Source organism: Bradyrhizobium paxllaeri (assembly GCF_001693515.2).
Taxonomy (GTDB): Bacteria; Pseudomonadota; Alphaproteobacteria; order Rhizobiales; family Xanthobacteraceae; genus Bradyrhizobium; species Bradyrhizobium paxllaeri.
This window is the reverse complement of the sequence record NZ_CP042968.1, coordinates 3,563,574-3,588,132: the sequence shown is the minus strand read 5'-3', so window position 1 is coordinate 3,588,132 and position 24,559 is coordinate 3,563,574. Positions and strand designations below refer to the sequence as shown.

The window sequence follows — 24,559 nt, the reverse complement described above, 5'->3', positions numbered from 1 at the left end:
GGAGCCATTTGCATGGCGAAACAACCGGGACGGAAGACCGCCACCAGAAAAGCCAAATCGAAAGCTGCGGCAACTGTAGCGGCGTCGGTTCCCAAACCACCGGCCGGGCAATCGGATCACGCGATTACGATCCGTGCGCAGGACAAGGAGTTATTCGAAGCAAGCCTTTCGCGCACCGCAAAGCTCGAACAACTGGCACAAAAATGGACCTACATACTGCGCGCGCGGTCGCGCTGGGCTCACGACCTCGAGCAACGCAAGTATTTCGGCAGCCAGGCGGTGGAAGATCTGAAGGATCTGGGGGTCAAGCGCGACTTTATCGAGCGGTTGTCGACGGTCATTCATATAGAAGTGGAACTACATCATTGGGATCCACAAGACGTGGAGGCCGCTCGAATTGGCGAGGCGGCATCGGAAATCCCCTGGGAATACCTGATCAGCGCCGCGACGCGCGCTGAAGGACGCTTTCAGCCGCTGCTCATCACAAGGCTCTTCCGCAACGGCGGGCCAGCGGTGGCACCGCCACCGCCCGATCTTGTGCTCTTTGTCGAAGGCGCGCCGGGCCGGCTTAAAGATTTGTACGAGTTTGACGACGAGGAGGATCGCATCCGCGCCGCGGTCAATGCAACCGGCACGCGGGAAGATCACATGGAGATTCTTAACACGCCGCAATTATCAGAACTTTTCGGCCATGCCCGGCGCAGAAACTGGGAAGCTATCCACGTCACCGGCGTCGACACGCATCAGGCAGGCTGGCTCCTCCCGGACTTCTACAAGGACTTGCGGGAGCATCATCCCGAACGCTTGAAGGGCGTCGTCGATTCCTCCGACAGACTCTGCGATGGAATCCTGCTGCGTGAGGGCCGCGAGATCCTGAAGCCGGTCTGTTTCGGCGATCTCGCCAAGGCACTGGTGAATCCAGACGCCCCACCCTACGTGATCACGCTCAATCTATACTATTCGGGCGCCCGCACCGCCCGCGAACTGGTCGGTCGGGGAGCGCATGCCGCTCTTGGCTTTCTCGATGAGATCAGAGACGAACTGGCCGAACGTTTCTTCCAGGCGTTCTACTGGCTATGGTGTCGGCCCGGCGACGGAGCGACCATTTCGACGTCCTTCCTCGGCGCCTGGGAGGCGATGAAGGACGAAGGGTTGCATGGCACGTCCATAGCGATCTGGATGGGCAACAGCGTGTTCGAGAAGGTCCGGTGGCTGCCCCGAAAAGACACCCGACCGAATCGAACGGCAGCAAACAAGACGGAGAGTCGGGAAGACAAGCTCGAACGATTCGCTGCCATGCCGATCAACGAGTTGCTTCAAGTCGACTTTGGCGTTGACGAGGCAGTCAACTATTCGCTGCTGCACAACAATCGAGAGCTCATCAGCAAGCTTACCTTGACCAAACTGGTGGAAGGCGCTCTGGAAGACATCACCGTGCAGGTCGAACTTTGCGTTGGCGCACAGAACTACCCCTATAGATACACACACCTTGTTCTGAATGACCACGATTTCCAACTAGCCCTGGCGCCTCAGGTAAAGATTCCATTGACCGCCAACCTTCAACGCTCGCTGCGTGAACGCGTGCAATCGACGGTCTATGCAAAGGTCACCTGTGGCGGACGCACGGCGTGGGAAGAAACCAGACGTGTAACTCTCATACCCGTCGACGAATGGGTCGACGACACCAACAATAACCCGTGGCTGCCGTCATTTGTATTGCCGAGGGATCCGGCGATCCTGGAGATCATTAACTCGTCGCGAAGATATCTCATCGGAATTACCGACGATCCAGCCGCCGGGTTTGACGGATATCAGTCGGAAGCAAACGCGGTCGACAAGCAGGTGCAGGCCATCTGGACGGCGCTCGTCAATGAATACCGGCTGCAATACATCAACCCTCCCCCGGCGTATTCCCAACAATCGCAGCGCCTGCGGACGCCAAGCGAGATACTCGCATCCAAGTCGGGCACCTGCATCGATCTGGCGCTTCTGATCGCTTCCTGCCTGGAATATATCGGCGTCTATCCGGTCCTGGTCTTGCTGACCGGCCATGCCTTCGTGGGCTATTGGAGATCCGAGGAATCCCACGACAGTCTGGTTTCCATTGAGATTATTCCGCCAAAAGTCCCAATCGTCGGAGACAAGTCTTCGCGCGAAGGTGGATTGCCGTATGTGGATCCCTATGGGTGGCGCCTGACCCGGCTGAATCTGGACGAGATCAAGGAATACGTGGCATCGGGCGACCTCGTCATGCTGGAAGCTACCTTCTTGACTGGAGCCAATGGTTTCCACGACGCCATGAAGGAGGGCCGGGCAAATCTGCGCAGCCGCAAGGAGTTCGACAGTCTCCTGGACATACAGCTCGCGCGCACGGCGGATCCTGCGGTGACTCCCCTTCCGATCATCAACGAGTGACGGAAACCGACCATGGCCCAAGATACAAGCGCAGCCTCGTTGCGATTTCTGTCGCACATCGATGCCGCCGACCGCACCGACGACCTGTTCAGCGGGCTTCATGTCGAGTTCGATCGGGAAAGCGAGTCCGTCGCCGGATTGCGGCGGCGGCGGCGGCGGGTCGCCAACAGCCCTGACAGCCCGATCAAACTTGTTTCGCTCGTCGAAGAAGACGGCGTCCTGTACTGGCGCGATGGAATCCCGGCGGCGCCTGAAAGCGTCTCGGCTCGCCGCAGGCGCCGGGCACGAGCCAGAGGCGAGCCGACCGTGAGCGAGGGAGCCATCGTGCTGGCAAAGGAATTCCCGGTGCTGGCGCCCAACCAGGTCATCGCCGCGCTTGGCAAGATCGATCAGCGCTTGAATGCAGCAATAGACGTTTCGCTGCGCTCGCGATTGAGGCTATTGCAGGGTGGCAACGGCGACTTCACCCTCGGCAACATCGAAATCTCCGGCCCTTTCACAGGCCGCACCCTGCTGTTCGTCCACGGCACGTTCTCGAACGCCAGCAACATGCTCGGCGAGTTCATGGCGACGCCGGCCGGCCAGCGATTTCTCGAGGACGCGATGAGCGGCGCGAAGAAATATGACCGTGTGATCTTCTTCGAGCACGCCACCCTATCGGTCAGCCCCGTGATCAACGCCCTCGAACTCGAGAGAGCCTTTGCGGGTTCAAGCGGCGCGATCGACGTCGTCGCCCATAGCCGGGGCGGTCTGATCGTACGCTGGTGGCTTGAAGCATTCGGAAGCTCGCTGCAGCTCCAAGGCAAGCCCGCACGCGTCGTCTTTGCCGGCTCACCGCTGCATGGCACCTCACTTGCGGCTCCCGACAAACTACAGAACGCCATGAGCCTGATTTCCAACATCGGCTCCTTCGCGGAGGTCACGCTTAAGCTTGCAGGCTCGGCAAACCCGTTTCTGTGGGTCGGGGGCAAGCTCGTCGAGGTCATCGTGTCGGTCACCGGCTCACTGGCCAAGACGCCGCTGGTAGATGCACTGGTGGCTTTGATCCCAGGACTCGCCGGCCAATCGGCCGTCAGCAACAATCATGAGATCAATCGCCTTCGGCTCGGGCCCTGTGCCGTCGATCCCCTGTACTTCGTGGTCAAGTCGAACTTTGAGACTGAGAATCCAGGATGGAAGTTCTGGCGAAATTTCCGGAAGGATCGCATGGGCGATATCGCCGCCGATGTCGTTTTCCCGGGCAAGAACGATCTCGTCGTGGACACCGCGTCGATGACGGACCTGGGAGACTCCGAGTTCAAGCTCAAACTCGCCGGAGACCCGTGCGACTTCGGCACCTCGGATACGGTCTGGCACTGCAACTATTTCCGGCAGGACAAGACCATCGCCTACATCACGGCTAAATTCAGCTAGCGCTTGGCAGCGACAACCCCTTCGCATGCCGCTTGAACAGCGCCCGCAGCTCTCTGCGCAACGGCATCAGCGCCCGCGAAACCGCGCCCAGTTCGCCGGAAGGCGCCACGATATACGCCTGCACTTCATCCGGAATGACGTGGCGGGCATAGCCCGCCTTGAGCAGCTGCTCTTCGAGTTTGGACGTGTCGTAGCCGCGCATCGCCTCGCGCGCGGCCTTGCGATAGTCATCATCGATGAAGAACAGTGCATGCGCGAGTTCGTGGGTAAGGGTCCCCTTCTTTCCGCCGTCGTAGATTCCGATGACGTAGAAGCGTCCCTGCAGATTTCTGAACAGCCCGAGCAGCCGCTTTTCCTTGCCGGTCAGCGGATCGAATTTGCCCTCGTAGAAGGGCTGGAAGGCCGTCGAAGGGACGTTGAAGCCCGACCAGTCCTGAAAGTAGGTAAAGGCGCCGTTCTCGGCGACGTACCAATCCATATATTGTTCGAGGGTGAATATCCGGCCGTGAAACCGGGGAGACTCGTAATGTTCCTGGACGCGCAGGAACGTCGACGTCAGCTCATACTGGGTCTTGAACCGAAGCAGGTAGATGCCGTCGGCGACCTTGTGCTTGATGATCCCGGTTTTCCGGTGCGGTGTGCGTTTCGCCATGCCTGTCCCGAGCCTGCCACGGACCAAGTACGCTCGCAATCGGAAGTTCTACCCGTGAACGACTACCGCGCGTTCGCCGGGGCGTGCACATGCCACAGATCGGCCCGCCAGTGCAGCACGATCGCCAGCATCAACGCGAGGCCGGCCGCCGCATAGAGCGTGCCGGTCGCCGCAAATCCGATCTCGTCGATCAGGCTGCCGGCGGCCAGCAGGCCGATCGGCAGGCCGTAGATCACCATCATGCGCACGCCCATCACCCGGCCGCGAAAATTCTCGCTCGCGGTCCGCATCAGGATGACGGCGATCGAGATCATGGCGAGGCTTTGCGAGAAGCCGGCCACGACCAGACACAGGATCGCGGTCGGCACGGTCTGCATCTGCACAAACACCAGCAACGTCACGTACCAGATCACGGTGGCGCCAATCATCAGCCGCGCCACGCGGATGCCGCCGAACAGGCTCAGCAGGATCGAGCCGACCAGCGAGCCGATCGCAAAGCTCGCCGACAGATATCCAAGCCCGGTCTGGTTGGTGCCGTAGATCGTCTTGGCGATATAGGGCAGCAAACCGTTGGAGAGCGGATAGGCGGTCAGGTTGGCCAAAAATGCCACCCAGAGCGCGGCCTGCATTCGCGGCGTGGTCCAGCAATAGGCTACACCCTCCCTGAGGTCGCGCAGCGGCGAGCGTTGCAACGCCTCGCTGGCGGCCTCGCCCACCGCGTGCGGCTTCCTGGCCGGCGCCACGATGCACAGCGTCAGCGCGGTTGCGGTGAGATAGAGGCAGACGATCGCCACATAGGCCGGGCCCATGCCGAGCGCGGCAAACAATCCAGCGCCGCTCAGCGCGCCGGCGATGCGCGCGGTGTCCATCGTCGTGCGCGAGATGCTGATCGCCCCGATCAACTGGTCATGCGGCATGATGGTCGCGACCAGCGCGCCGCGCACGCCGAGGTCTGATGGGCGGACGACACCCATTACGGCCGCGATGATGAAGACGTAGATCGGCGCGAGATGCCCCGACAGCGCCAGCGTCATCAGCGCGACCGCCAGCACCGCGTAGGTCGCGCGCATCATGCCCAGGAGATCGCGGTGGCCGATCCGGTCGCCGACGACGCCGAACATCGGCGCTACCAACGTACCGATATAGCCGAGCGAAGCGAACAGCGTGAGCAACAGCACCGAGCCGGTCTCGACCAGCACGTACCAGCCGAGAATGAGCGTCTCCATCTCGAACGCCCACGAGGTGAGCAGATCGGCGGGCCACTGAAAACGGTAGTTCCTGACACGAAATGGTGCGAGCGCCGATGGCCGCGCTGGCTCGCTCAAGATGCGTTGTCGCGATTCATCGCGGTTCACCCTGCCCTGTTTCTTATTATGCAGAACTGGATAGCAAGCCGGGGGCAGCGTTTCAAGCAGCCGACATCGCTCGTCCGCTATGCGTCAGCAACAGCCGCCTCACCTCCACGGCCGGTATCGCGGGGCTGAACAGATAGCCCTGCATCTCGTTGCACCCGAGGATGTACAGCAGGTTCCTCTGCTGCTCGGTTTCGACGCCCTCCGCCGTTGTCATCATGTCGCTGGCGGCGGCGATGTTCACCACGGCCTGGACGATCGACGAGGATGCGCCGGGGCCGGCGATATCCCGGATGAAGGAGCGGTCGATCTTGATCTTGTCGAACGGGAATCGCTGCAGATAGCTGAGCGACGAATAGCCGGTGCCGAAATCATCCAGCGCGATCCGCACGCCGAGCTTACGCAACTGATGCAGCGCCTCCAGCGCCGCGTCGTCGCGAATGAGTACGGCCTCCGTGATTTCGAGTTCGAGCCTGCTGGCAGGCAGGCCGGACGCCGCCAGCGCTGCCGCCACGTTCAATGCCAGCGACTGGCTCCTGAACTGCACCGGCGAAACGTTGACCGCGACACGGACGTGATCCGGCCAGTTGACGGCCTCCGCGCAGGCCGCGTTGAGTACCCATTGGCCGAGTTCATTGATGAGGCCGCTATCTTCCGCGATCGGAATGAATTCCGCCGGCGAGATCATGCCGCGCTCGCGGTGCCGCCAGCGCAGCAGCGCCTCGCAGGATGAGATCTTGCCATCCTCGAGATTGACCACCGGCTGATAATGGGTCTCGAGACTGCCATCGCCGACCGCCTGGCGCAGCTCGAGCTCCAGGCTTCGCCGCGCCTTGGCGCGCTGGTCCATGCCGGCCTCGAAGAAGCGGTAGGTCCGCCGTCCGTCGCCCTTGGCGCCGTAAAGCGCGAGGTCCGCATTCCTCAACAACCGGTCGAGCTCCACGCCGTCGCCGGGGGCAAGGGCGATGCCGATGCTGGCATCGGTGGTGATCAGATGCCCCGTGCAATCAAGCGGCTCTCTGATCGCCGAATAGATTTCGTCAACAAGTCCTGTGATTTCCGAGCGGTCCTTGATGGCGGTTTGAATCACGGCGAACTCGTCGCCGCCGAGCCGGGCCGCCACATCACTTTCCCTAAGACAAGCACGCAGGCGCTCGGCGACGCCCTTGAGCAACTCGTCGCCAACCGCGTGGCCGAGCGCATCGTTCACGCTCTTGAACTCGTCGATGTCGATATAGAGCACCGCCAGTTGCTCGCCCGGCCGGATCGCCGTGAGCGATTGTTCCAGCCGCTCGCGGAACAGAAGCCGGTTCGGCAGCTCGGTCAGCCCGTCATAATGGGCCAGATGCGCGATCCTCTCCTCGGCGCGCGTGCGCTCGGTGATGTCTTCGATGGTAGCGACCCAGCCGCCGGCCTTCAGCGGCCGATTGATGATCTCGATCGCGCGGCCACCCGGCGCTTCCGTGAGCTGGCGCGTGGCCTTGCCGAGCCTCACCGTCTGGATGATCGCGTTGCAGAATTCATCGACGTCGCCGTCGAACGATCCGGTTTCCTTGCGGTGGGCGATCAGCCGCTGCATGGTGCAGCCGGGCTTGGCGACGTCAGGCGACAAACCGAACATCTCGAGATAGGGCTCGTTGCAAATGATGATCCGTGCGGATGCATCATAGAGAACAAGGCCTTGCGGAATGTTGTTGACGGCAATCGAGAGCTGGCGCCGCTCGGCCGCCAGCCGCTGATCGGTCAGGCGATCACGCCTCACCAGGAGGCCTGCGATCACGGACAGAACGGCGACGAGCGCGAGCAGCGCGCGTTCGCGAAGACTCCATGCCGCCGGATCGGCCGCAATCAGCACCGCGAGCAGGATCCCGCACACCACAAGAAGCTTGACCGTTCCGCTTCCCAGCACGAATCCAGCCGAACCGACTGATATCTGATAACCACCCTTGTTGCTCACCCGACATGCCTTTGGAATGCGATGGGAGTCCCTGCAATGGAACTCAGACCGCAGATCGCGTCCCCCGCGACCATTGTTGCGCGGTACTAATGGAAGTCGCGTTACAACTTGCGGTTAGCAATCGGTTACCTCGCACACGCGCCGGCTCCGATCGGCAATCCCAAATCAAGAGGTTATCGGCAGGCGGCCCGCGGGCTGCGCCTCTCGTCTGAAGTGGTAAATGAACGATTAATTCAGAACATGCGGCGCGCGGGACCGAAAATGCAAGAAAGCCCTTGTTTTCCGGCACAACTCGCATCCGGCAGCGCTGACGGAGCTCCGCTGCGAAAACGAATCCTGACCGAGATGCCGCAGATTTAGCTGATACGGAAATGCGCCGGTTTAACCGTTTCGCTAGTCGGCGCCGCCCATAATGGAGATCAGACCCCAATTCTAGAGATCCAGGTTCAACACCGTGACATCCTTCGGACGTGTCATTTCCGTGCGTGGCTCGCTCGCCCGGGTCGGACTTCTGGCGACGGGCCAGATGCCCGTCTCCGAAGTCCGCGCTACCGTCGGCCGCTTCATCAGCATCCGCTGCAACCAGTCCACGATCGTCGCGATGCTCACCGAGGTGTCCTGCGAGGATCTGCCGAGCTCCGACAACTATATCGCCAGTGCCTCGGTCGATCTGCTCGGCGAAATTTCCGGCGGCGAGCGTCCAAAATTCCAGCGTGGTGTCACCAATTATCCGACGATCGGCGATGACGTCGACCTCATCACGGCCCAGGATCTGCGTACCGTCTATGCGCCGAGCGGATCGGACCAGATCAATGTCGGCACCCTGCAGCAGGACCGCTCGGTGATCGCCTATGTCGACGTCGAGGAAATGCTCTCCAAGCATTTCGCGGTGCTCGGCTCCACCGGCGTCGGTAAATCGACCAGCGTGTCGCTGCTGCTCAACGAGATCCTGAAAGCGCGGCCGAACCTGCGGGTTTTCCTGCTCGACGTGCACAACGAATATGGCCGCTGCTTCGGCGACCGCGCGCTGGTGCTCAACCCGCGCAATCTGAAACTGCCGTTCTGGCTGTTCAACTTCGAAGAGATCGTCGACGTGCTGTTCGGCGGCCGGCCCGGCGTGCCCGAGGAGCTCGACGTTCTCGCCGAGGTCATCCCGATGGCGAAGGGCCTCTACACCCAGTATCAGAACTCCGACCGGCTCGGGCTGAAGCGCGTCGACCCGAAGTCGGGCGGCTTCACGGTGGATACGCCGGTGCCGTACCGGCTGGTCGACCTGATCTCGCTGATCGACGAGCGGATGGGCAAGCTGGAGAACCGCTCCTCGCGCATCATCTATCACAAGCTGATTTCGCGCATCGAGACCGTGCGCAACGATCCCCGCTACGCCTTCATGTTCGACAACGCCAATGTCGGCGGCGATACCATGGCGGAGGTGATCAGCCATCTGTTCCGCCTGCCGGCCAATGGCCGGCCGATGACCATCATGCAGCTCGCCGGCTTCCCCGCCGAAGTCGTCGATTCCGTGGTGTCGGTGCTGTGCCGCATGGCCTTCGATTTCGGCCTGTGGAGCGACGGCGTGTCGCCGCTGCTGTTCGTCTGCGAAGAGGCGCACCGCTATGCCTCGGCCGACCGCAATATCGGTTTCGGCCCGACCCGGAAAGCCGTCTCGCGCATCGCCAAGGAAGGCCGCAAATACGGCGTCTTTCTCGGCCTCGTCACCCAGCGCCCGGCCGAACTCGACGCCACCATCATCTCCCAGTGCAACACGCTGTTTGCGATGCGCCTTGCCAACGACCGCGACCAGGCGCTCTTGCGCTCGGCGGTCTCCGACGCCGCCGCGAACCTGCTGTCCTTCGTGCCGTCGCTCGGCACCCGCGAGGTGCTGGCCTTCGGCGAAGGCGTGGCGCTGCCGACGCGCCTGCGCTTCAAGGAGGTGCCGGTCCACCAGCTGCCGCGCAGCGAAGCCACCATCGCGTCCGTGCCGTCGGTCGCCGCCGGCCACGACATGCACTTCGTCTCCGCCGTGCTGGACCGCTGGCGCGGCGCCACCTCCAACCGCGACGTGCCGAACGATCCCTCGGTCGGCGGTGGCGAGCGGCCCGCCGCCCGCCTCATGACGCCGGTGGAAGCGCCGATGCTGCAGCCCTCGATGGGGCTCGATCCCGACCGCTTCTCGCTGTTGAAGAAGCCGCTGCGCTGAGACGCTAAAGCCTCGCGCGATTCTTGCCCGCGCGGTATCCACCCGGCCGCAAAACGCGATATGGTTCCGGCAACGCCGCATCCCGCGGCCTTGAGCCGGAACCCTTCCATGACCAAGCCTGCCGCCCCGCGATTTCAGCCGCCCGCCATCGACAAGCTGCCGGAGGATATCCGCACCCGGATTCTTGCGGTGCAGGAGAAATCCGGCTTCGTGCCGAACGTCTTCCTGACACTGGCCTACCGTCCGGACGAATTTCGCGCCTTCTTTGCCTATCATGACGCGCTGATGGAGAAGGACGGCGGGCTGACCAAGGCCGAGCGCGAGATGATCGTGGTGGCGACGAGCAGCGCCAACCAGTGCCACTACTGCGTGATCGCCCATGGAGCCATCCTGCGCATCCGGGCCAAGAACCCGCAGATTGCCGACCAGATCGCGGTCAACTACCGCAAGGCCGACATCACGCCGCGCCAGCGCGCCATGCTCGACTTCGCCATGAAGGTGAGCCGGGCAGCGAACGAGGTGTCGGAGGCCGATTTTGCCGAGATCGCCGGCCACGGCTTTTCCGACGACGACATCTGGGACATCGCGGCGATTTCGGCCTTCTTCGCGCTGTCGAACCGTCTGGCCAACATCACCGCCATGCGGCCGAACGACGAGTTCTACATGATGGGCCGGCTGCCGAAGCAGGGCTGAGCCCGGAGGTTGCCCGCGTTGCTGGACTGGACCGAAATCATATTGCGTCTCGGCGTCGCTGCGCTTGCCGGCGGCCTGATCGGCCTCAACCGCGATCTGCACGGCAAGCCGATCGGGTTGAAGACGCTGGGGCTGGTCAGCCTGGCGACGGCCATGCTGCTGGTGATGGTCCATTCGGACGACGTCAAGATCGTCTCGGACGCCGGCAGCCGGGTGATCCAGGGAATTTTGACCGGGATCGGCTTTCTCGGCGCCGGGGTCATTGTGCACGCCGGACGTCATTTCAGGGTTCGCGGGCTCACCAGCGCCGCCTGCACGTGGCTTGCGGCCTGCATCGGAATTGTCTGCGGCCTCGGACAATGGCGACTGGTCACCGTCGCACTGGTCATCACCTTCGGCATCCTGACCATTGGCGGCCGAATGGAACGCTGGCTGCACAACAAGCTCGGCGGCGAGAACGAAGCCGCGCTGCAACCTCCTTCCGCGACTCCGTCGGACAAGCAGCCGACGTAGCGCCGCCACCTAGTCCGGCCCGCACCAGCCCGGCAGATAGACTGCATCCTTGCTCTTCGCACAGTCGAGCGCCTCCTCCATCGCCTTGGAGAAATCCTCCTCCACGCTTTTGCGGAAGACTTTCCGGCGCAGGAAATCCGCCCACAGAAATTCGCTGAACGGGGTGACGTCCTTTGCAAAGCCGCCGACACGGCGCAATTCCCCGGCGAGGCTGCGGAACGGATCATCCTTCAGCCCGGACACCGATTTCGGAAGATCCTTGTAGTGCCGGCGCTCGCCCGTGGCGTCATAGGGATAGGCCCATCGCTTGTGATCCATCACGGTCCAGAACGCGTCGGGTTCGACCATGGTGAGATCGCCGATGACCGTCACCAGGACATGCTCGACGCCCTCATCATGCAGTGCACGCGCCAGATGATGATGATCGACGACGTAATGGTGCTCGTCCGGCCCAAGCACGACGGGGATCATGTGCTTGCCGAGCAACTCGGCGCGTTTCTTGTCGGACTTGTGCTCCCGCCAGCGCTTGCGCTTTTCCTTCACCTCCCGCATGCCGACCGTCATCTGGGTCGGACGCAATGACAGGATCGGGATCGGCTTGAGGATCGGGTCGCGCGTATTGGCCATGGCTTGCCCCACTACGTCAATCTTCATGCTCTAACCGGCAAAATTGCCCCGCTGATTCACTATGCCGTGATGCGGGAGCCCACAAACGGGCCCAAGCATCCCAATTTTGCGGAAACCGCGATCGCCCGGAATGCCCGAAAGACCGCCGGGCCGCCAATCAAGGGCGGCAGGTTCCATCAAACGTTGCGCGGACGGATGGCTGCCACGCCGAAACATTTCATGTTGGAAGCGCAGCCGCCGTGCTAGAAAGACGGTCTGATTTCTCGCGGATCGACGGCAGTGAAAACCCAGCGGCCCATTAGCTCGGACGAAGAGCATGTCGTGCTCAAGTTCCGGCCGCGCACCTCCGCCCATCCGCCTGGCCGCCGCGATGAACACGAGCCGGCGAAGGCACAGCCGGCGGCGAACGATTTGTCCCGCTATGAGCGGCCGGGCGACGAGGGCGATGACTTCCGTCATCGCATGCTCGCCAACGTCGCCGCGCTCGCCTTCACCGTGGCGCTGACCGCGATCGGCATCTGGCTCGCCGTGAGCATCGCCGATCTGCGCAAGACCCAGGATTGCGTGTTGATGGGCCGCCGCGACTGTGCGCGGATCTCGGTGACGCCGCAGGGGTAGCTCCCATTTCGATGAAGCGGCCAAAGGCCGTCATATCCCGCGCATGCGGGGTTCCAGTACGCCGCGGCCTGTCGATTCATTCACTGGCGTCTCTGGGATACTGGGTCGCGCGGTCAAGCCAGGCAATGACAGCGAGTACGTGTCAGCGTTCTCGCGACACGATCCGCCCTTTCCGCTCCGATCAGGTCCCATCTGCCCTCGTCACCGGCCGAGAATTCGATGCATGGGAACGCAATTGCCGTTACATTAGCCAGGCCGAAACAAAGAGAATACGAGGGAGGCTATGGTGAGACTTTCGATCGCGACCGCAGGCTTTTTTCTCGCAACGCTGCTTTCCGTTCCGGCGCTGGCACAGACGAGGCCCCTGGTGACTGAAGAGATGATGGTCAAGACTGCCGATCCTGGCATCGAGATCTACGTCCGCAACAAGCGGCCGGCTGACATGACGTCGTTCCGCCCCGAGCAGACCGTACTCTACGTGCACGGCGCGACCTATCCCGCCGAGACCGCGTTCGACCTCAAGCTCGATGGCCTGTCCTGGATGGAATACATCGCCGCGCGCGGCTACGACGTGTGGCTTCTCGACCTGCGCGGCTACGGCAAATCCACGCGACCGAAGGAAATGGCCGACAAGCCCGAAGCCAATCCGCCGATCGTAACCGGCCAGACCGCGGTCAAGGACATCGGCACCGCCGTCGATTTCATCCTGCGTCACCGCAACATTCCGCGCCTCAACCTGCTCGGCTGGTCGTGGGGCACCACGCTGATGGCGACCTACACCACGCAGAACGCTGCGAAGGTCGAACGCCTCGTGCTCTATGCGCCGAGTTGGATCCGGCAAACGCCCTCGCTGGCTCAGGCCGGCGCCGGCAAGCTCGGCGCCTACCGCATGGTCAATCGCGATCAGGCACGGGAGCGCTGGTACACCGGCGTGCCCGAGGACAAGAAAGCCAGCCTCATTCCCGCCGGCTGGTTCGACGCCTGGGCCGATGCGACCTTCGCCACCGATCCGGACGGCGCAACGATGAATCCGCCGGTGCTTCGCGCGCCCAACGGCGTCGTGCAGGACGGCGCCGAATTCTTCGGCGCCGGCAAGCCCTATTACGATCCTTCGAAGATCACGGTCCCGACGTTATTGGTCGGCGCCGAATGGGACCGCGACACGCCGCCCTACATGGCGCAGACGCTATTCCCGCTGCTGGTGAACTCGCCGGACAAACGCTACGTGGCGCTGGCCGAGGGCACACACACCATCATCATGGAGCGCAACCGCCTGAAGCTGTTCGAGGCGGTGCAGGCGTTTCTCGATGAGGCGAAGCGGTCGTGAGAAGTGCGTAGCCCGCATGAGCGCATGCGATATGCGAGACCGCTGGACGTAAAGACCCGGATGTCGCTTTGCTCATCCGGGGTACGCTTGCTCATCGGGTTTTTATCGCCGCGCAGAACTGTTCCGTGACCGCCGTCGTTTCCTCGGTGACGTTCCAGCCGTTCGTCTCTGCCTTTTCCCTGGCCAACTTCTGCTCGTTCTGAAGCATCTTTTTGATGGACGCGTACGATTTCCAGTCGGCCCTGGACAGCCTGGCGGGGGGCGCACCGCAGACGTTGTGGGCGATCGCTTTCTGCACACCAGTGCTGACGTCGCCCAGTTCGCCCTCGACCACGGCGGTGAAGCGCGCCTTGGCGTATTGGCTGTTGTCTGCGATGAAGTCCCTGCAGAAGGCGACCCGTTGACCTCCGTCGCGGGCCTTGATGTAGGCCGTCTGCGTTTCGTAGTGGAGGCGGTAGGCGAGTTTGTTGGCGTTCGGGTCGGATTTCACCGCTTCGAGCATGGCGCGGTGTTCACCCAAGGTAGCGTCATTGATCCTGAAGTCACATACTTTGGCGAGGGAGACGACGGGAACGTAGGCCCGCATCTTGGCTTCCAGGGTATCGTCGGCGTGCGCAACCGGCGCGAACAGGCTGGCGGCGATTGCGAAAGCAGCAAGGCAGCGTTTCATTGTTGACGTACCTCCACAAGCGGTGGCGGTTTGTGAGCACAGCGGCCCAACCGGGGAGCGTCCAGCCCAAAGCGGATTACTTGAGGCGAATTCCTTGGGCGGCTGTCAAGCGCCCGTCTTGATCTGGATCATGCCGTTCCGCATCCGGACCGGGTCGTCGGTCCCGCCCATGTCTCACATGCGGAAAACGGAGACGGTCTGTATAACAAGAAAGCCGCCCCAAAAGGACGGCTTTTTCAGATTACATGCGCCGGTGCGATCAGGCGATGCGGAGCGCAGCATCCGACTTGCGGCGATAAGCGAGGAAACCGACGCCGAAGAAACCCAGGATCATCATCGCCCAGGTGGAGGGTTCAGGCACTGCGGCATTGATCGTGATCGTACCCGTAAGCGGATCAGCATCCTTACCGAACGGGCCCAAGGTACCCAGCCAGACATCATTGATGGCCAAGGTATAAGAATTGCCGCCGAAGGCAATCGTTTGCGGATCGAAATCGATGTGAACGACGCCAGCTATCAGAGTAACCAGGCCCTTCACATCGGCGAAGACGTCCGCGGTCGCAACGACCGGACTGGTGAACTTGACTTGCAGGTCGAACGTATCATCGAACAGTTCGAAGATTGCGCTGCTGAGCGTGAACTTGCCCAGGGTCACCGCAACAGACGTATCTGGAGACGACAGAGATTCATTAAAAGCAGCCCCCTTGAATTTCAACGGCCCGTCAGACGCATTGAGCGTAGGGGTGCAAGGTGTGCCAAAACATCCAGCAGTGCTGCCAGCGAAGACAATCGACGCGCTCGCTGCGGTCGAACCGATCATCAGCGCCAGCGCTGCTGCGCTCAGAATACCGAGCAATCTCATAAAACCCCCGAAAGCGAATTAAATCGAACCAGGCCGAATCAGTTTAGCCATTAATAATCGATTAAAATTTCCGGTATTGCCTTGTCAACATACCTTCCGGAAAGATTGCCGATAATAAATTTAATAACTTCAATCGAAGCGCGACATGAATATTAAATCGAGATGGATTGATTGCGCGCGTTTCATCCTTTTTGCAAACCCTGCCCCAATGAAAAGATTCGCGCGGAGTCCGCTAAGACGAGGTCGGCCATCGCCGACCTCATCCATCGTCACGTCTCGCAGGGCCTCTATTGGGTTCGTTCGCCGACGATCGCCGTCGCGGTTCGTAGCGCCTGCTCATAGCGCGGCAGCTGAGCCTGCGAATACGCCTGCATGGTTCCCGATTCGTCCGGCGTCTTGTTCTTCAACTGGGCGAGGCTGGGCATTGCAATGACAGTGCGCAGAGCGGAGAGCGGAGAGCCCGCAGCTTGGCTTGCCGCGCAAGCTATGCCACACACAGCGCCCCGATGGCCCGCCATTCGCGAGAGTTTCGATGTCCTTCGTTCGTTTGGTGATCGGTTGCAGTCTCATTTTCTCCGCATCCAGTGCCCTCGCACAGAACGTGCCCGCCGACGCGCCGAATGCGCGCGATCATGCGGTGCTGAGCCGCTATGCGGGCTCGTGGCTGGTCGCGCAGGAGATCAGGGAGTTCGATCAGGTCAGCGTGCCGTCCGGGCCGAAGGACAGCGATGTCGCGAGACTAGAGGGCCGGGTGACACGCCTTTTCTACATGGCGCCCGCCGGCAAGTCGGCGCTCGAGGTACAGCGCAATTACGAGCAGGCGCTGGAGCGCGCCAGCGCAACCCGGCAGGACGCCTGCACCGAAAAATGCGACGGCCGGGGTTTTGCGCCGTTCCGCGCGCAGCCCGTCAATCCGCAACTCTCCAAGGCCCAACTGGAAGGCTGGAGCGCGGAGACGCTTCTGCAAATGTGGCAGGAGACCGGCAGCGAGCGCTACTGGTATGGAACGTTGAACGCCTCCGGCAGCACGCTGCACGTGGCGGTGCTGTCGGCAAAGCCGGGCACCATCGCACTGGCCGGCAAATATGTCGCGACCGTCGTGGAGATCATCGAGCCGAAGGCGATGGACGGCGGCAAGGTGACCGTGGATGCCGCAGCCCTTGCCAAGGGCTTGCAGGCCGAAGGCAAGGTCGCGCTCTACGGGCTGTTCTTCGACACCGGCAAGGCGACCATCAAGCCGGAGTCCAAGGCGCAACTCGACGAGATGGCGCGGCTGTTGCAGTCGAATGCCGCCGCAAGAGTCTACATCGTCGGCCACACCGACAATCAGGGCGCGCTGGATGCCAACCTCACGCTATCCAAGGCGCGTGCGCAGGCCGTCATCGACACCCTGTCGAACACCTACAAGATCGACGGCAAGCGCCTGTCGGGGACGGGCGTGGCGAGCTACGCGCCGCTCGCCAGCAATGCCAGCGAGAGCGGCCGCGCCCGCAATCGCCGCGTGGAGATGGTGCTGCAGTAGCCGCCAGCCAGTAGCTCGCATGAGCGCACGCGACATGCGGGAACGCTTCCGCCTGCGCTCGTTGAGCTACGGCGGACAAGTCGCCGTCCGGGCTACGCTTTCTCAAGCCAGCCTGCCCCGGAACCAGAAACCGCCACCTCTGCCCATAAATCGGTCCCCTGTCGGCCCGCCTCCCTCCATTGAACTCAGCGCCCCGCTCCGATATACGGGCACTCGACTCCGGCCGAGGGAACAGGGCCTTCCGGGGCCGCGCACCCGCCTCCTCCAAGCCGTTCCGGAATTTCTCCAGTATATCAAAGGCTTAATGATGTCTTCCACATTCGATCAGATCGCCAACATTATCGCGGAGACCTGCGACATTCCGCGCGACACGATCAAGCCGGAGAGCCACGCCATCGACGATCTGGGAATCGACAGCCTGGACTTCCTCGACATCGCCTTTGCCATCGACAAGGCGTTCGGGATCAAGATGCCGCTCGAAAAATGGACCCAGGAGGTCAACGACGGCAAGGCCACGACCGAGCAGTATTTCGTGCTGCAAAATCTCGCCGATCGCATCGACGAACTGGTCGCCGCCAAGAATGCAGCCCCGGGCGCGTAATCGCCCGCCATGAACCTTGATTACTTCACGCTGATCGACCGCATCGTCGACCTGAACCTCGACGAGAAGAGGATCACGGTCGAGGCGCAGGTGCCGACCGCGCACACCATCTTCGAAGGGCATTTCCCCGGCTTCCCGATCATGCCCGGGGTTCTGCTGACCGAAGCGATGGCGCAGAGTTCCGGCTGGCTGATACTCGGCGTCCTGAAGTTCGAGCGCATGCCGTTCCTGGCCATCGTGAAGGAAGCCAAGATGCGCGGGTTCGTCAGCCCCGGCTCGCTGCTCACGATCGAGGCGAAGCTCGAGCATGAAGGTTCCGGTTATGCCGTCACCAAGGTCAAGGGGCGTATCGGTAAGGACTTGAAGTGCAGCGCTGAACTCACCTTCGGTCTTGCCCCCTTCCCCGACCCGGCCCTGCGCGTGCACATGGACGCGAAGGCCAACGAGATCGGCTTCCCACTGCAGGCGATAACGCATGACTGAGTCAAATTCCGCGCCCGCCAGGGAAGTCTGGATCACCGGCATCGGCATCGTCTCCTCGCTCGGCGAAGGGCTCGACGCGCACTGGGACGCGCTGAACGAGAAGAAGATCAACGTCGACGACAAGCGGTTCGCGCCCCACATCGTGCACCCGCTGGCGCCGGTTTCTTTTGACGCGCAGATCCCGAAGAAGGGCGACCAGCGCCAGATGGAAGCCTGGCAGCGCATCGGCACCTATGCCGCGGGGCTGGCGCTGGATTCGGCCGGCGTCAAAGGCAACAAGGAAATCCTTGGCCGGATGGACATGATCGTCGCTGCCGGCGGCGGCGAGCGCGACATCGCGGTCGATGCGGCGATCCTGAACGCCGATGCCAGGGGCAATTCGGGTCCGGGCTTCCTCAACGAACGGCTGATGAACGATCTGCGGCCGACGCTGTTTCTGGCGCAGCTCTCCAACCTGCTCGCCGGCAACATCGCCATCGTCCACGGCGTCTGCGGCACATCGCGCACCTTCATGGGCGAGGAAGCCGCCTCCATCGATGCGGCGCGGATTGCGCTGGCCCGGATCGAAAGCGGTCAAAGCGACATCGCGCTGGTCGGCGCCGCCCATAATGGCGAGCGGATGGACCTGCTGATCCTCTACGAATTCGGCGACTTCAATCTGACCGACAAGTTCGCTCCCGTCTGGCAACGCGAAGACAGAAGCGGCTTCGCGCTCGGCTCAGCCGGCTGCTTCCTGGTGCTGGAGTCCCGCGAGCACGCCGAAGCCCGCGGCGCCAAGCCCTATGCCAAACTGACCAGGGTGGTCGCCGACCTCGCGCAGCGCAAGCAGCCGGGCGCGGTGACCAGATCGCTGGAAGCGATGTGGCCAAAGCTCGGCGTCGGGGACAGCGGCACCTTGATCACGGGGGCGACCGGCGCCGAGCCGGCGACCTCGGACGAGAAGGCGTTTCTGCACCAGCACCCTGGCTTCGCGATCCGCGCCACCGGAACCATGTTCGGCCACACGCTGGAGACGCAGTTTCCGCTCGGCCTGGCGCTGGCCGCGCTCTCGATCTCCCGCGGTGCGCTGTTTCCGCCCAACGACCCGACCGGGCTCGAGGTTGAAAAGGCTGATAGCCCGGACCAGATAGTCGTGGTGGGGACCGGTCACTGGCAGGGCGAAGGCATGGCCCTGGTCGAGGCCATCAAGTAGAGCGTGATCCCCGCAAGGAAGCTTGCGGCATCACGGCCAGAGCAAGAGATGAGCGCGACAGCGCTTTCAATTACGGCGCAGCAGCGACGGGGGAACCATGTCAGCACCACGCGATAAACTCGGCAGGCCGATCGTCGTCGTCACCGGCATGGGCGTGGTGACCTCGCTTGGCGCCGGCAAGACCGACAACTGGACCCGGCTGACTGCAGGCGAATCCGGCATCCGGACCGTGACGCGCTTTCCGATCGACGGCCTGAAGACGAATATGGCCGGCACTGTCGACTTCGTCACCCTGGAGCCGTTCTCGTCGACCGGTCTCACCGAACGTCTCGCCGAAATGGCGACCGAGGAAGCGCTCGAACAGGCTGCCATCGGCGGCAAGGCCGATTTCCCCGGGCCGCTGTTTCTCGCAGTCGCGCCGGTCGAGGTCGAGTGGCCGCAGCGGCTCGAGCTCGGGCGTGCCGTCGGCAGGACCGAATTCGACTACGGGGATATGCTGCGCGTCAGCGGCGGCGGACGGTTCACCGCCTATCATCGTCGCTTCATGTTCGGGTCGGTGGCGAGCTTTCTCGCCGAAAAGTTCGGCACCAAGGGATCGCCGATCTCGCTTTCCACCGCTTGCGCTTCCGGCGCGACCGCAATCCAGCTCGGCGTCGAGGCAATCCGCCGCGGCGAGGCTGATGCGGCGCTGTGCGTTGGCGCCGACGGCTCGGTGAACCCGGAAGCGATGGTGCGTTTCTCGCTGCTGTCGGCGCTGTCGACGCAGAACGATCCGCCGCAGGCCGCCTCAAAACCGTTCTCCAAGAACCGCGACGGGTTTGTGATGGCCGAAGGCGCCGGCGCGATGGTGCTGGAAAGCTATGAGTCGGCGATGGCCCGCGGCGCGAAAATTCTCGGCGTGGTGGCCGGCTGCGGCGAGCTGACGGATTCGTTCCATCGCACCCGCTCCAGCCCGGACGGCAAGCCGATCATCGGCTGCATGCGCAAGACGCTGGCCGACGCCGGCCTCGAGCCGGAGCAGATCGACCACATCAACGCCCACGGCACTGCGACGCCGGAAAACGACAAGATGGAGTACAACACGACCGCGGTCGTGTTCGGCGATCATCTGCCGAAGATTCCGGTGTCGTCGAACAAGTCGATGGTCGGGCATACGATCTCGGCGGCCGGCGCGGTGGAAGCCGTGTTCTCGCTCTTGACGCTGGAGCATCAGCGGATTCCGCCGACCATCAATTACGAGATTCCGGATCCGTCGATCCTGTTCGACGTGGTCGGCAACACCGCACGCGATGCCAAGGTCACGGCGGTGATGTCCAACTCGTTCGGTTTCGGCGGGCAGAATGCTTCGCTGATCCTGACGCGCGAACCGGTCTAGCAGCACGTCACTCGTCACGATGAACCGCCTGCTCCTACGCACCAAGGCGCGCCTGCGCGATGCCGGAAAGCCGGTGGCGGAAGCCGCCGTCGGCGGGCTGACGATCGCCCTGCTCCGCACCACCCGCTATTTCGATCCCGACAAGACCGCCAATTTCTTCGGCCGCGTCACCCGCTTCATCGGGCGAAGGCTGCGTGAGGACCGCATCGGGCGCGAGAATCTGAAGGCCGCCTTTCCCGAGAAATCGCCGGAAGAGATCGAGACCATTCTCGCCGGCGTCTGGGACAATCTCGGCCGCATCGGCGCGGAGTTCGCCCATCTCGACCACATCTGGGACTACGATCTCGACCAGCCGGACAAGCCGAGCCGTATCGAATTCACCCCGCGCACCAAGGAAATCTTCGATTCCCTGCGCGACGACGGCAAGCCTGCGGTCATCTTTGCCAGCCATCTCGGCAATTGGGAAATCCCGGCGCTCGGCGCGGTCGCCCATGGGCTCGACTGCGCGATCCTGTTCCGCCGTCCGAACATCGAGTCCGCCGACCGCGCCATCGAGCGCATCCGCGCCGTCAAGATGGGCACGCTGGTGCCGGCGGGGCGCGAGGCGCCGCTCAAGCTGGCAGAAGCGCTGCAGCGGGGCCAGCACGTCGCGATGCTGGTCGATCAGTACATGGGCAACGGCGTCGAAGTGACGTTCTTCGGCCGCAAGACCAAGGCCAACCCAACGCTGGCGCGGCTCTTGCGCCAGGTCGAATGCCCCGTGCACGGCGTCCGCATCATCCGCCTGCCCAACCACCGCTTCCGCGCCGAGCTGTCCGAAGAGGTCAAGCCGGTGCGCGACGCGTCGGGCCAGATCGACATCCAGGGTACGATGCAGGCGGTGACATCAGTGATCGAAGGCTGGGTGCGGGAATATCCGGACCAGTGGCTGTGGCTGCACCGGCGGTGGCGGTAGTAAGGCGAGCGTAGCCCGGGTGAAGCGCAGCGCAACCCGGGGGCACTCTCTCAACCGGCTGAAGTCCCCGGATTGCGCGGAGCCTGTCATCGGGCGCGCGTTTGCGCGACCCGTTGGCTCCATCCGGGCTACAGGTTCTTCCCTATCCGCCGAACAGCAGGCCGAGGCTCCACGCCTTCATCGCGACGGTCGCTCCCAGAACGACGATGATCTGCAGCAGCGTGCGGGTTGAGAAGAAGGCGAGGATATTGGTCATGTGATGCTCCCGGACGGGAGCTATAGATTCCGCCTCGGGTTCCGGCAACAGAAGTTTGATGGAAGCAATTTGTAGGGTGGGCAAAGCGAAGCGTGCCCACCATTCCTGACGGTGATCTCGGAAAGATGGTGGGCACGCTTCGCTTTGCCCACCCTCATATGAGGCGTTTTGAGTCAAGCATCCCGGCGGGGCTTGGATGTGATTTTTACGTTCGGTGGAGCGGCGGCGCGCGGAGCCATGCGTAGCGCAGCGTGCCGCCGCGGTCGGTGCGCTCAGGGACTGGCTTCCGGCGATTTATGCAGTTGCTCACTGCATCACCTCATATCCGGTCGGACCGCTGTGATCCGCACCCACATTCCGCATGCATGCGGCGAGGAAGCCACGAGGATGAGACCCATCTACGAAACAGCCTGTTTGCTGGCCCAAGGGTGGCACGGTCACCATCCATCCCGCGCTGACCGCGGCAGATGCCGCGACGCTGACGCGTTCGTTGAAGTGGTTAGATCTTTACGGCCTTGAGCACCGCGCCTTCCGGCACGAGACCGGTCGTGAGGTAGCGCCACAGCGCCACCATCAGCTTGCGCGCCAGGGCGACGATGGCGACGCGCTTGATGCGCTTGCCGGCATCGAGCGTGCGCTTGCGGTACTCCAGGGTCAGCTTGCTGTCCGGCTGATGCCGCAGCCACAGCCAGGCCAGTTCGATCGCGGCACAGCGGGCGCGCGGATTGCCCGCCTTGCTGATGCCCTGGTCGCGGTCGATGCCGCCGCTCCGCCATGGACTGGGCGTCAGTCCGAAATAACTCCCGACCTCGCGGCGATTGCGGAAGTCCTTGTAGAACACCTCGCTGGTCAGCGTCGTCGCGAACGCCGGGCCGAGACATTTGAGCCGGCGCAGCAGTTCGCTGCGCCGGGTCATCTCGGCTTCCGCAGGCATTGGCTCCGCTGCGGCCGCCTCCTGCGCGAGCGCATCGAGCCGATCGCGCACCAGCATCAGCCGCGCGTGCTCGTGTCGGATCTCGCTCAGCATCCGCGGCGGGACCGCCTGGCCTTGCCAATCCCGCTGCGTTGCCAGCCAGCTCAGCCAGTCGCGCCGCCGCGGGTTCCCGACCGCCATGCCCCGCAGGCGCAGCAGTGCCTTGATCCGGTTGGTGTGAGCGGTTTGCTCCTTGATCAGCCGGTCGCGTTCGCGGCTGCCGCGGCGCGCGTCCTCCTGTTCGGCGGCAGGCACCCGGACGATCCGCACCACCCGCGGCTCGCCGCGCAGATACGCCATCAGCGTGCGCAGCATCCGCTCGCCATCGATCCGGTCGGTCTTCACCCGCCGCGCCCGCTGGTCCACCGCAATGCTGGCGGGATCAAACACGTAGTTCGTGATGCCGGCCGCCAGCAGCAGCCGGTGCAGCCAGAACCCGTCGTAGCCCGCCTCGTAGCAGCTCGCCACCGCCGGAACGCCTCCCAGCGTTCGAGCCGCCCGCTCCCGAACCCGACCCACCAACGCCAACAGCTCGGCATGATCGCCACCCTCCAGCTTGTGGTGCGATATCTTGTCCTTGTCCGGGCTGTGCAGCGCGACCCGCCAGCTCCGCTGGCTCAGTTCGATTGCAACGAAAATTGTGCCAATATGGCCGGCGGTGGGCGTGGCTACGGTGGATGCTTGCATCTGACTCTCCGAGGGGTTCGAGTGTGGAAACCCAAACCTTATCGGAAAGGCCACGCTCACCGCCTCATGGAATCTACGACGTCGCTGCGCTCGCAATAACGGGCGAAATCACTTCCCCGTCTTCACCCTGGTCCAGAGACGGTTGATGACACGTTGTGTCGCCGGATCGCGGGCCTGGATCACGAACAGTTTTTTCTGCGTCTCTTCGTCCGGATAGATATTCCTGTCGTTCAGAATCTTCGGATCGATCAGCTTCTGGCTGGCCAGATTGCCGTTGGCGTACGACAAAAAGTCGGAATTCTTGGCGGCGACGTCGGGGCGGTAGAGGTAGTTGATCAGCTCATAGGCTTCAGTGACATTCTTCGCATCCGCGGGGATCGCGAGATTGTCGAAGAACATTTGCGCGCCCTCTTTCGGAATCGTGTAGCCGATCTCGACGCCGTTCTTGGCTTCCGCGGCGCGGCTGCGCGCCTGCATGATGTCGCCCGACCATCCGACCACGAAGCAGATTTCGCCGGAGGCCAGCGCGCCCAGATATTCCGATGAATGAAACTTGCGGACGTTGGGCCTGATCTTGCTGACGAGATCGGCGGCTTTTTCCAGATCGGCCTGCTTGGTCGAGTTCGGATCGATGCCGAGATAGCTCAACGCCGCCGGTAGAATGTCGTCGGCGGAATCCAGCATGTGGATGCCACAGTCTTTGAACTTGGCGAGGTTCTCCGGCTTGAAGACGATGTCCCAGCTATCGATCTTGGCGTCGGCCCCGAGAATCTTCTGCGCGGTCTTGACGTTGTAGCCGATGCCCGTGGTGCCCCACATGTAGTTGGCGGCATAATTGTTGCCGGGATCGTAGGTGGCGAGCTGGCTGGTCACGACCGGCCAGGCGTTGGCGAGATTGGGCAGTTTCGACTTGTCGAGCTTGAGGAAGACCTTTGCCGTGATCTGGCGCTGCAGGAAATAGCCCGTGGGCGCCACGACGTCGTAGCCCGACTTCCCCGCCAGGAGGCGTGTCTCCAGGGTCTCGTTGGCATCGAACGTGTCGTAGACCACCTTGATGCCGGTTTCCCTGGTGAAGGCTTCCAGCACCCCCGGCGCCATGTAGTTCGACCAGTTGTAGAAGTTCACCGTGCGCTCCTGCGCCAAGGCGGGCGAGAGCGACAGCGCCACGGCGAGCGCGCCGAAAAGGCGCAGCGAAACTCCAGTCGAATCGCGCATG

General features: G+C 62.8%; 21 protein-coding genes and 1 pseudogene. 13 read left to right on the top strand and 9 right to left on the bottom strand.

The window, feature by feature from the left end:
* Positions 1-12 precede the first annotated feature (12 nt).
* Both LMTR21_RS40885 and LMTR21_RS16905 read left to right on the top strand, forming a co-directional pair.
* Positions 13-2,415, top strand: coding sequence for a hypothetical protein (locus LMTR21_RS40885; RefSeq protein WP_246175650.1), 2,403 nt, complete (start codon positions 13-15; stop codon positions 2,413-2,415).
* A 12-nt stretch (positions 2,416-2,427) separates the two neighbouring features.
* Positions 2,428-3,828, top strand: a complete 1,401-nt coding sequence (locus LMTR21_RS16905; RefSeq protein WP_065753089.1) for an esterase/lipase family protein — start codon at positions 2,428-2,430, stop codon at positions 3,826-3,828.
* Here the strand turns inward: LMTR21_RS16905 and LMTR21_RS16900 are convergent.
* The 3 genes and pseudogenes from LMTR21_RS16900 to LMTR21_RS16890 form a co-directional block, all read right to left on the bottom strand.
* A complete protein-coding gene (locus LMTR21_RS16900; RefSeq protein WP_065753090.1) occupies positions 3,821-4,480 on the bottom strand; it encodes an ABC transporter ATP-binding protein in 660 nt (219 codons plus the stop codon). The genes LMTR21_RS16905 and LMTR21_RS16900 overlap by 8 nt on opposite strands.
* A 62-nt stretch (positions 4,481-4,542) precedes the next feature.
* The gene (locus tag LMTR21_RS16895; protein ID WP_065753109.1) at positions 4,543-5,805 is read right to left on the bottom strand and encodes an MFS transporter; all 1,263 of its coding nucleotides are present in this window, start codon (positions 5,803-5,805) and stop codon (positions 4,543-4,545) included.
* A gap of 82 nt (positions 5,806-5,887) precedes the next feature.
* Positions 5,888-7,657: pseudogene (locus LMTR21_RS16890) on the bottom strand (putative bifunctional diguanylate cyclase/phosphodiesterase); the annotation flags it as partial.
* Positions 7,658-8,243: 586 nt separating this feature from the next.
* Between LMTR21_RS16890 and LMTR21_RS16885 the strand changes: the two are divergent.
* The 3 genes from LMTR21_RS16885 (at position 8,244) to LMTR21_RS16875 (ending at position 11,195) form a co-directional block, all read left to right on the top strand.
* Positions 8,244-9,989 carry an ATP-binding protein gene (locus LMTR21_RS16885; protein ID WP_141688315.1) on the top strand — a complete coding sequence of 582 codons (1,746 nt, stop codon included), beginning with the start codon at positions 8,244-8,246 and terminating at the stop codon, positions 9,987-9,989.
* Between the two features lie 108 nt (positions 9,990-10,097).
* Positions 10,098-10,682, top strand: a complete 585-nt coding sequence (locus LMTR21_RS16880) for a peroxidase-related enzyme (protein ID WP_065753111.1) — start codon at positions 10,098-10,100, stop codon at positions 10,680-10,682.
* An 18-nt stretch (positions 10,683-10,700) separates the two neighbouring features.
* Positions 10,701-11,195: an MgtC/SapB family protein gene (locus LMTR21_RS16875; protein WP_065753092.1), complete on the top strand. Its 495-nt coding sequence runs from the start codon at positions 10,701-10,703 to the stop codon at positions 11,193-11,195.
* Positions 11,196-11,204: 9 nt separating this feature from the next.
* Here the strand turns inward: LMTR21_RS16875 and LMTR21_RS16870 are convergent, their stop codons facing one another.
* Positions 11,205-11,822 (bottom strand): ParB-like protein, encoded by a 618-nt coding sequence (locus tag LMTR21_RS16870; protein WP_065753112.1) that lies wholly within the window; start codon positions 11,820-11,822, stop codon positions 11,205-11,207.
* Between the two features lie 279 nt (positions 11,823-12,101).
* Between LMTR21_RS16870 and LMTR21_RS16865 the strand changes: the two genes are divergently transcribed.
* Together LMTR21_RS16865 and LMTR21_RS16860 are read left to right on the top strand one after the other, a co-directional pair.
* Positions 12,102-12,440: a hypothetical protein gene (locus tag LMTR21_RS16865; protein WP_065753093.1), complete on the top strand. Its 339-nt coding sequence runs from the start codon at positions 12,102-12,104 to the stop codon at positions 12,438-12,440.
* Positions 12,441-12,726: 286 nt separating this feature from the next.
* Positions 12,727-13,767, top strand: coding sequence for an alpha/beta hydrolase (locus LMTR21_RS16860; protein ID WP_084030614.1), 1,041 nt, complete (start codon positions 12,727-12,729; stop codon positions 13,765-13,767).
* Between the two features lie 91 nt (positions 13,768-13,858).
* On the opposite strand, the gene LMTR21_RS16855 is transcribed toward LMTR21_RS16860, so the two are convergent.
* From LMTR21_RS16855 to LMTR21_RS40040, 3 genes are all read right to left on the bottom strand, one after another.
* The gene (locus LMTR21_RS16855; protein ID WP_065753094.1) at positions 13,859-14,437 is read right to left on the bottom strand and encodes a hypothetical protein; all 579 of its coding nucleotides are present in this window, start codon (positions 14,435-14,437) and stop codon (positions 13,859-13,861) included.
* A gap of 259 nt (positions 14,438-14,696) precedes the next feature.
* Positions 14,697-15,299, bottom strand: coding sequence for a PEPxxWA-CTERM sorting domain-containing protein (locus LMTR21_RS16850; protein ID WP_084030612.1), 603 nt, complete (start codon positions 15,297-15,299; stop codon positions 14,697-14,699).
* A 287-nt stretch (positions 15,300-15,586) separates the two neighbouring features.
* Complete coding sequence (locus LMTR21_RS40040) at positions 15,587-15,724, bottom strand: hypothetical protein (RefSeq protein WP_187399361.1); 138 nt, start codon at positions 15,722-15,724, stop codon at positions 15,587-15,589.
* Between the two features lie 107 nt (positions 15,725-15,831).
* Between LMTR21_RS40040 and LMTR21_RS16845 the strand changes: the two genes are divergently transcribed.
* The 6 genes from LMTR21_RS16845 to LMTR21_RS16820 all read left to right on the top strand — a co-directional run bounded on the left by LMTR21_RS16845 (position 15,832) and on the right by LMTR21_RS16820 (position 21,427).
* Positions 15,832-16,821 carry an OmpA family protein gene (locus LMTR21_RS16845; protein WP_065753096.1) on the top strand — a complete coding sequence of 330 codons (990 nt, stop codon included), beginning with the start codon at positions 15,832-15,834 and terminating at the stop codon, positions 16,819-16,821.
* Positions 16,822-17,128: 307 nt separating this feature from the next.
* On the top strand, positions 17,129-17,422 hold the full coding sequence (locus tag LMTR21_RS16840; protein WP_028346689.1) for an acyl carrier protein: 294 nt from the start codon (positions 17,129-17,131) through the stop codon (positions 17,420-17,422).
* Positions 17,423-17,431: 9 nt separating this feature from the next.
* Positions 17,432-17,905 carry a 3-hydroxyacyl-ACP dehydratase FabZ family protein gene (locus LMTR21_RS16835; protein ID WP_065753097.1) on the top strand — a complete coding sequence of 158 codons (474 nt, stop codon included), beginning with the start codon at positions 17,432-17,434 and terminating at the stop codon, positions 17,903-17,905.
* Positions 17,898-19,097 carry a beta-ketoacyl-ACP synthase gene (locus LMTR21_RS16830; protein WP_065753098.1) on the top strand — a complete coding sequence of 400 codons (1,200 nt, stop codon included), beginning with the start codon at positions 17,898-17,900 and terminating at the stop codon, positions 19,095-19,097. The genes LMTR21_RS16835 and LMTR21_RS16830 overlap by 8 nt, the downstream gene beginning before the upstream one ends.
* Positions 19,098-19,194: 97 nt before the next feature.
* Positions 19,195-20,472 carry a beta-ketoacyl-ACP synthase gene (locus tag LMTR21_RS16825; protein ID WP_065753099.1) on the top strand — a complete coding sequence of 426 codons (1,278 nt, stop codon included), beginning with the start codon at positions 19,195-19,197 and terminating at the stop codon, positions 20,470-20,472.
* A gap of 19 nt (positions 20,473-20,491) precedes the next feature.
* Positions 20,492-21,427 carry a lipid A biosynthesis lauroyl acyltransferase gene (locus LMTR21_RS16820; RefSeq protein WP_065753100.1) on the top strand — a complete coding sequence of 312 codons (936 nt, stop codon included), beginning with the start codon at positions 20,492-20,494 and terminating at the stop codon, positions 21,425-21,427.
* 755 nt (positions 21,428-22,182) lie between these two features.
* Here LMTR21_RS16820 and LMTR21_RS16815 read toward each other — a convergent pair.
* Both LMTR21_RS16815 and LMTR21_RS16810 read right to left on the bottom strand, forming a co-directional pair.
* The gene (locus LMTR21_RS16815) at positions 22,183-23,343 is read right to left on the bottom strand and encodes an IS110 family RNA-guided transposase (RefSeq protein WP_148635973.1); all 1,161 of its coding nucleotides are present in this window, start codon (positions 23,341-23,343) and stop codon (positions 22,183-22,185) included.
* 108 nt (positions 23,344-23,451) lie between these two features.
* Positions 23,452-24,558 carry a polyamine ABC transporter substrate-binding protein gene (locus tag LMTR21_RS16810; RefSeq protein WP_065753679.1) on the bottom strand — a complete coding sequence of 369 codons (1,107 nt, stop codon included), beginning with the start codon at positions 24,556-24,558 and terminating at the stop codon, positions 23,452-23,454.
* Position 24,559 lies beyond the last annotated feature (1 nt).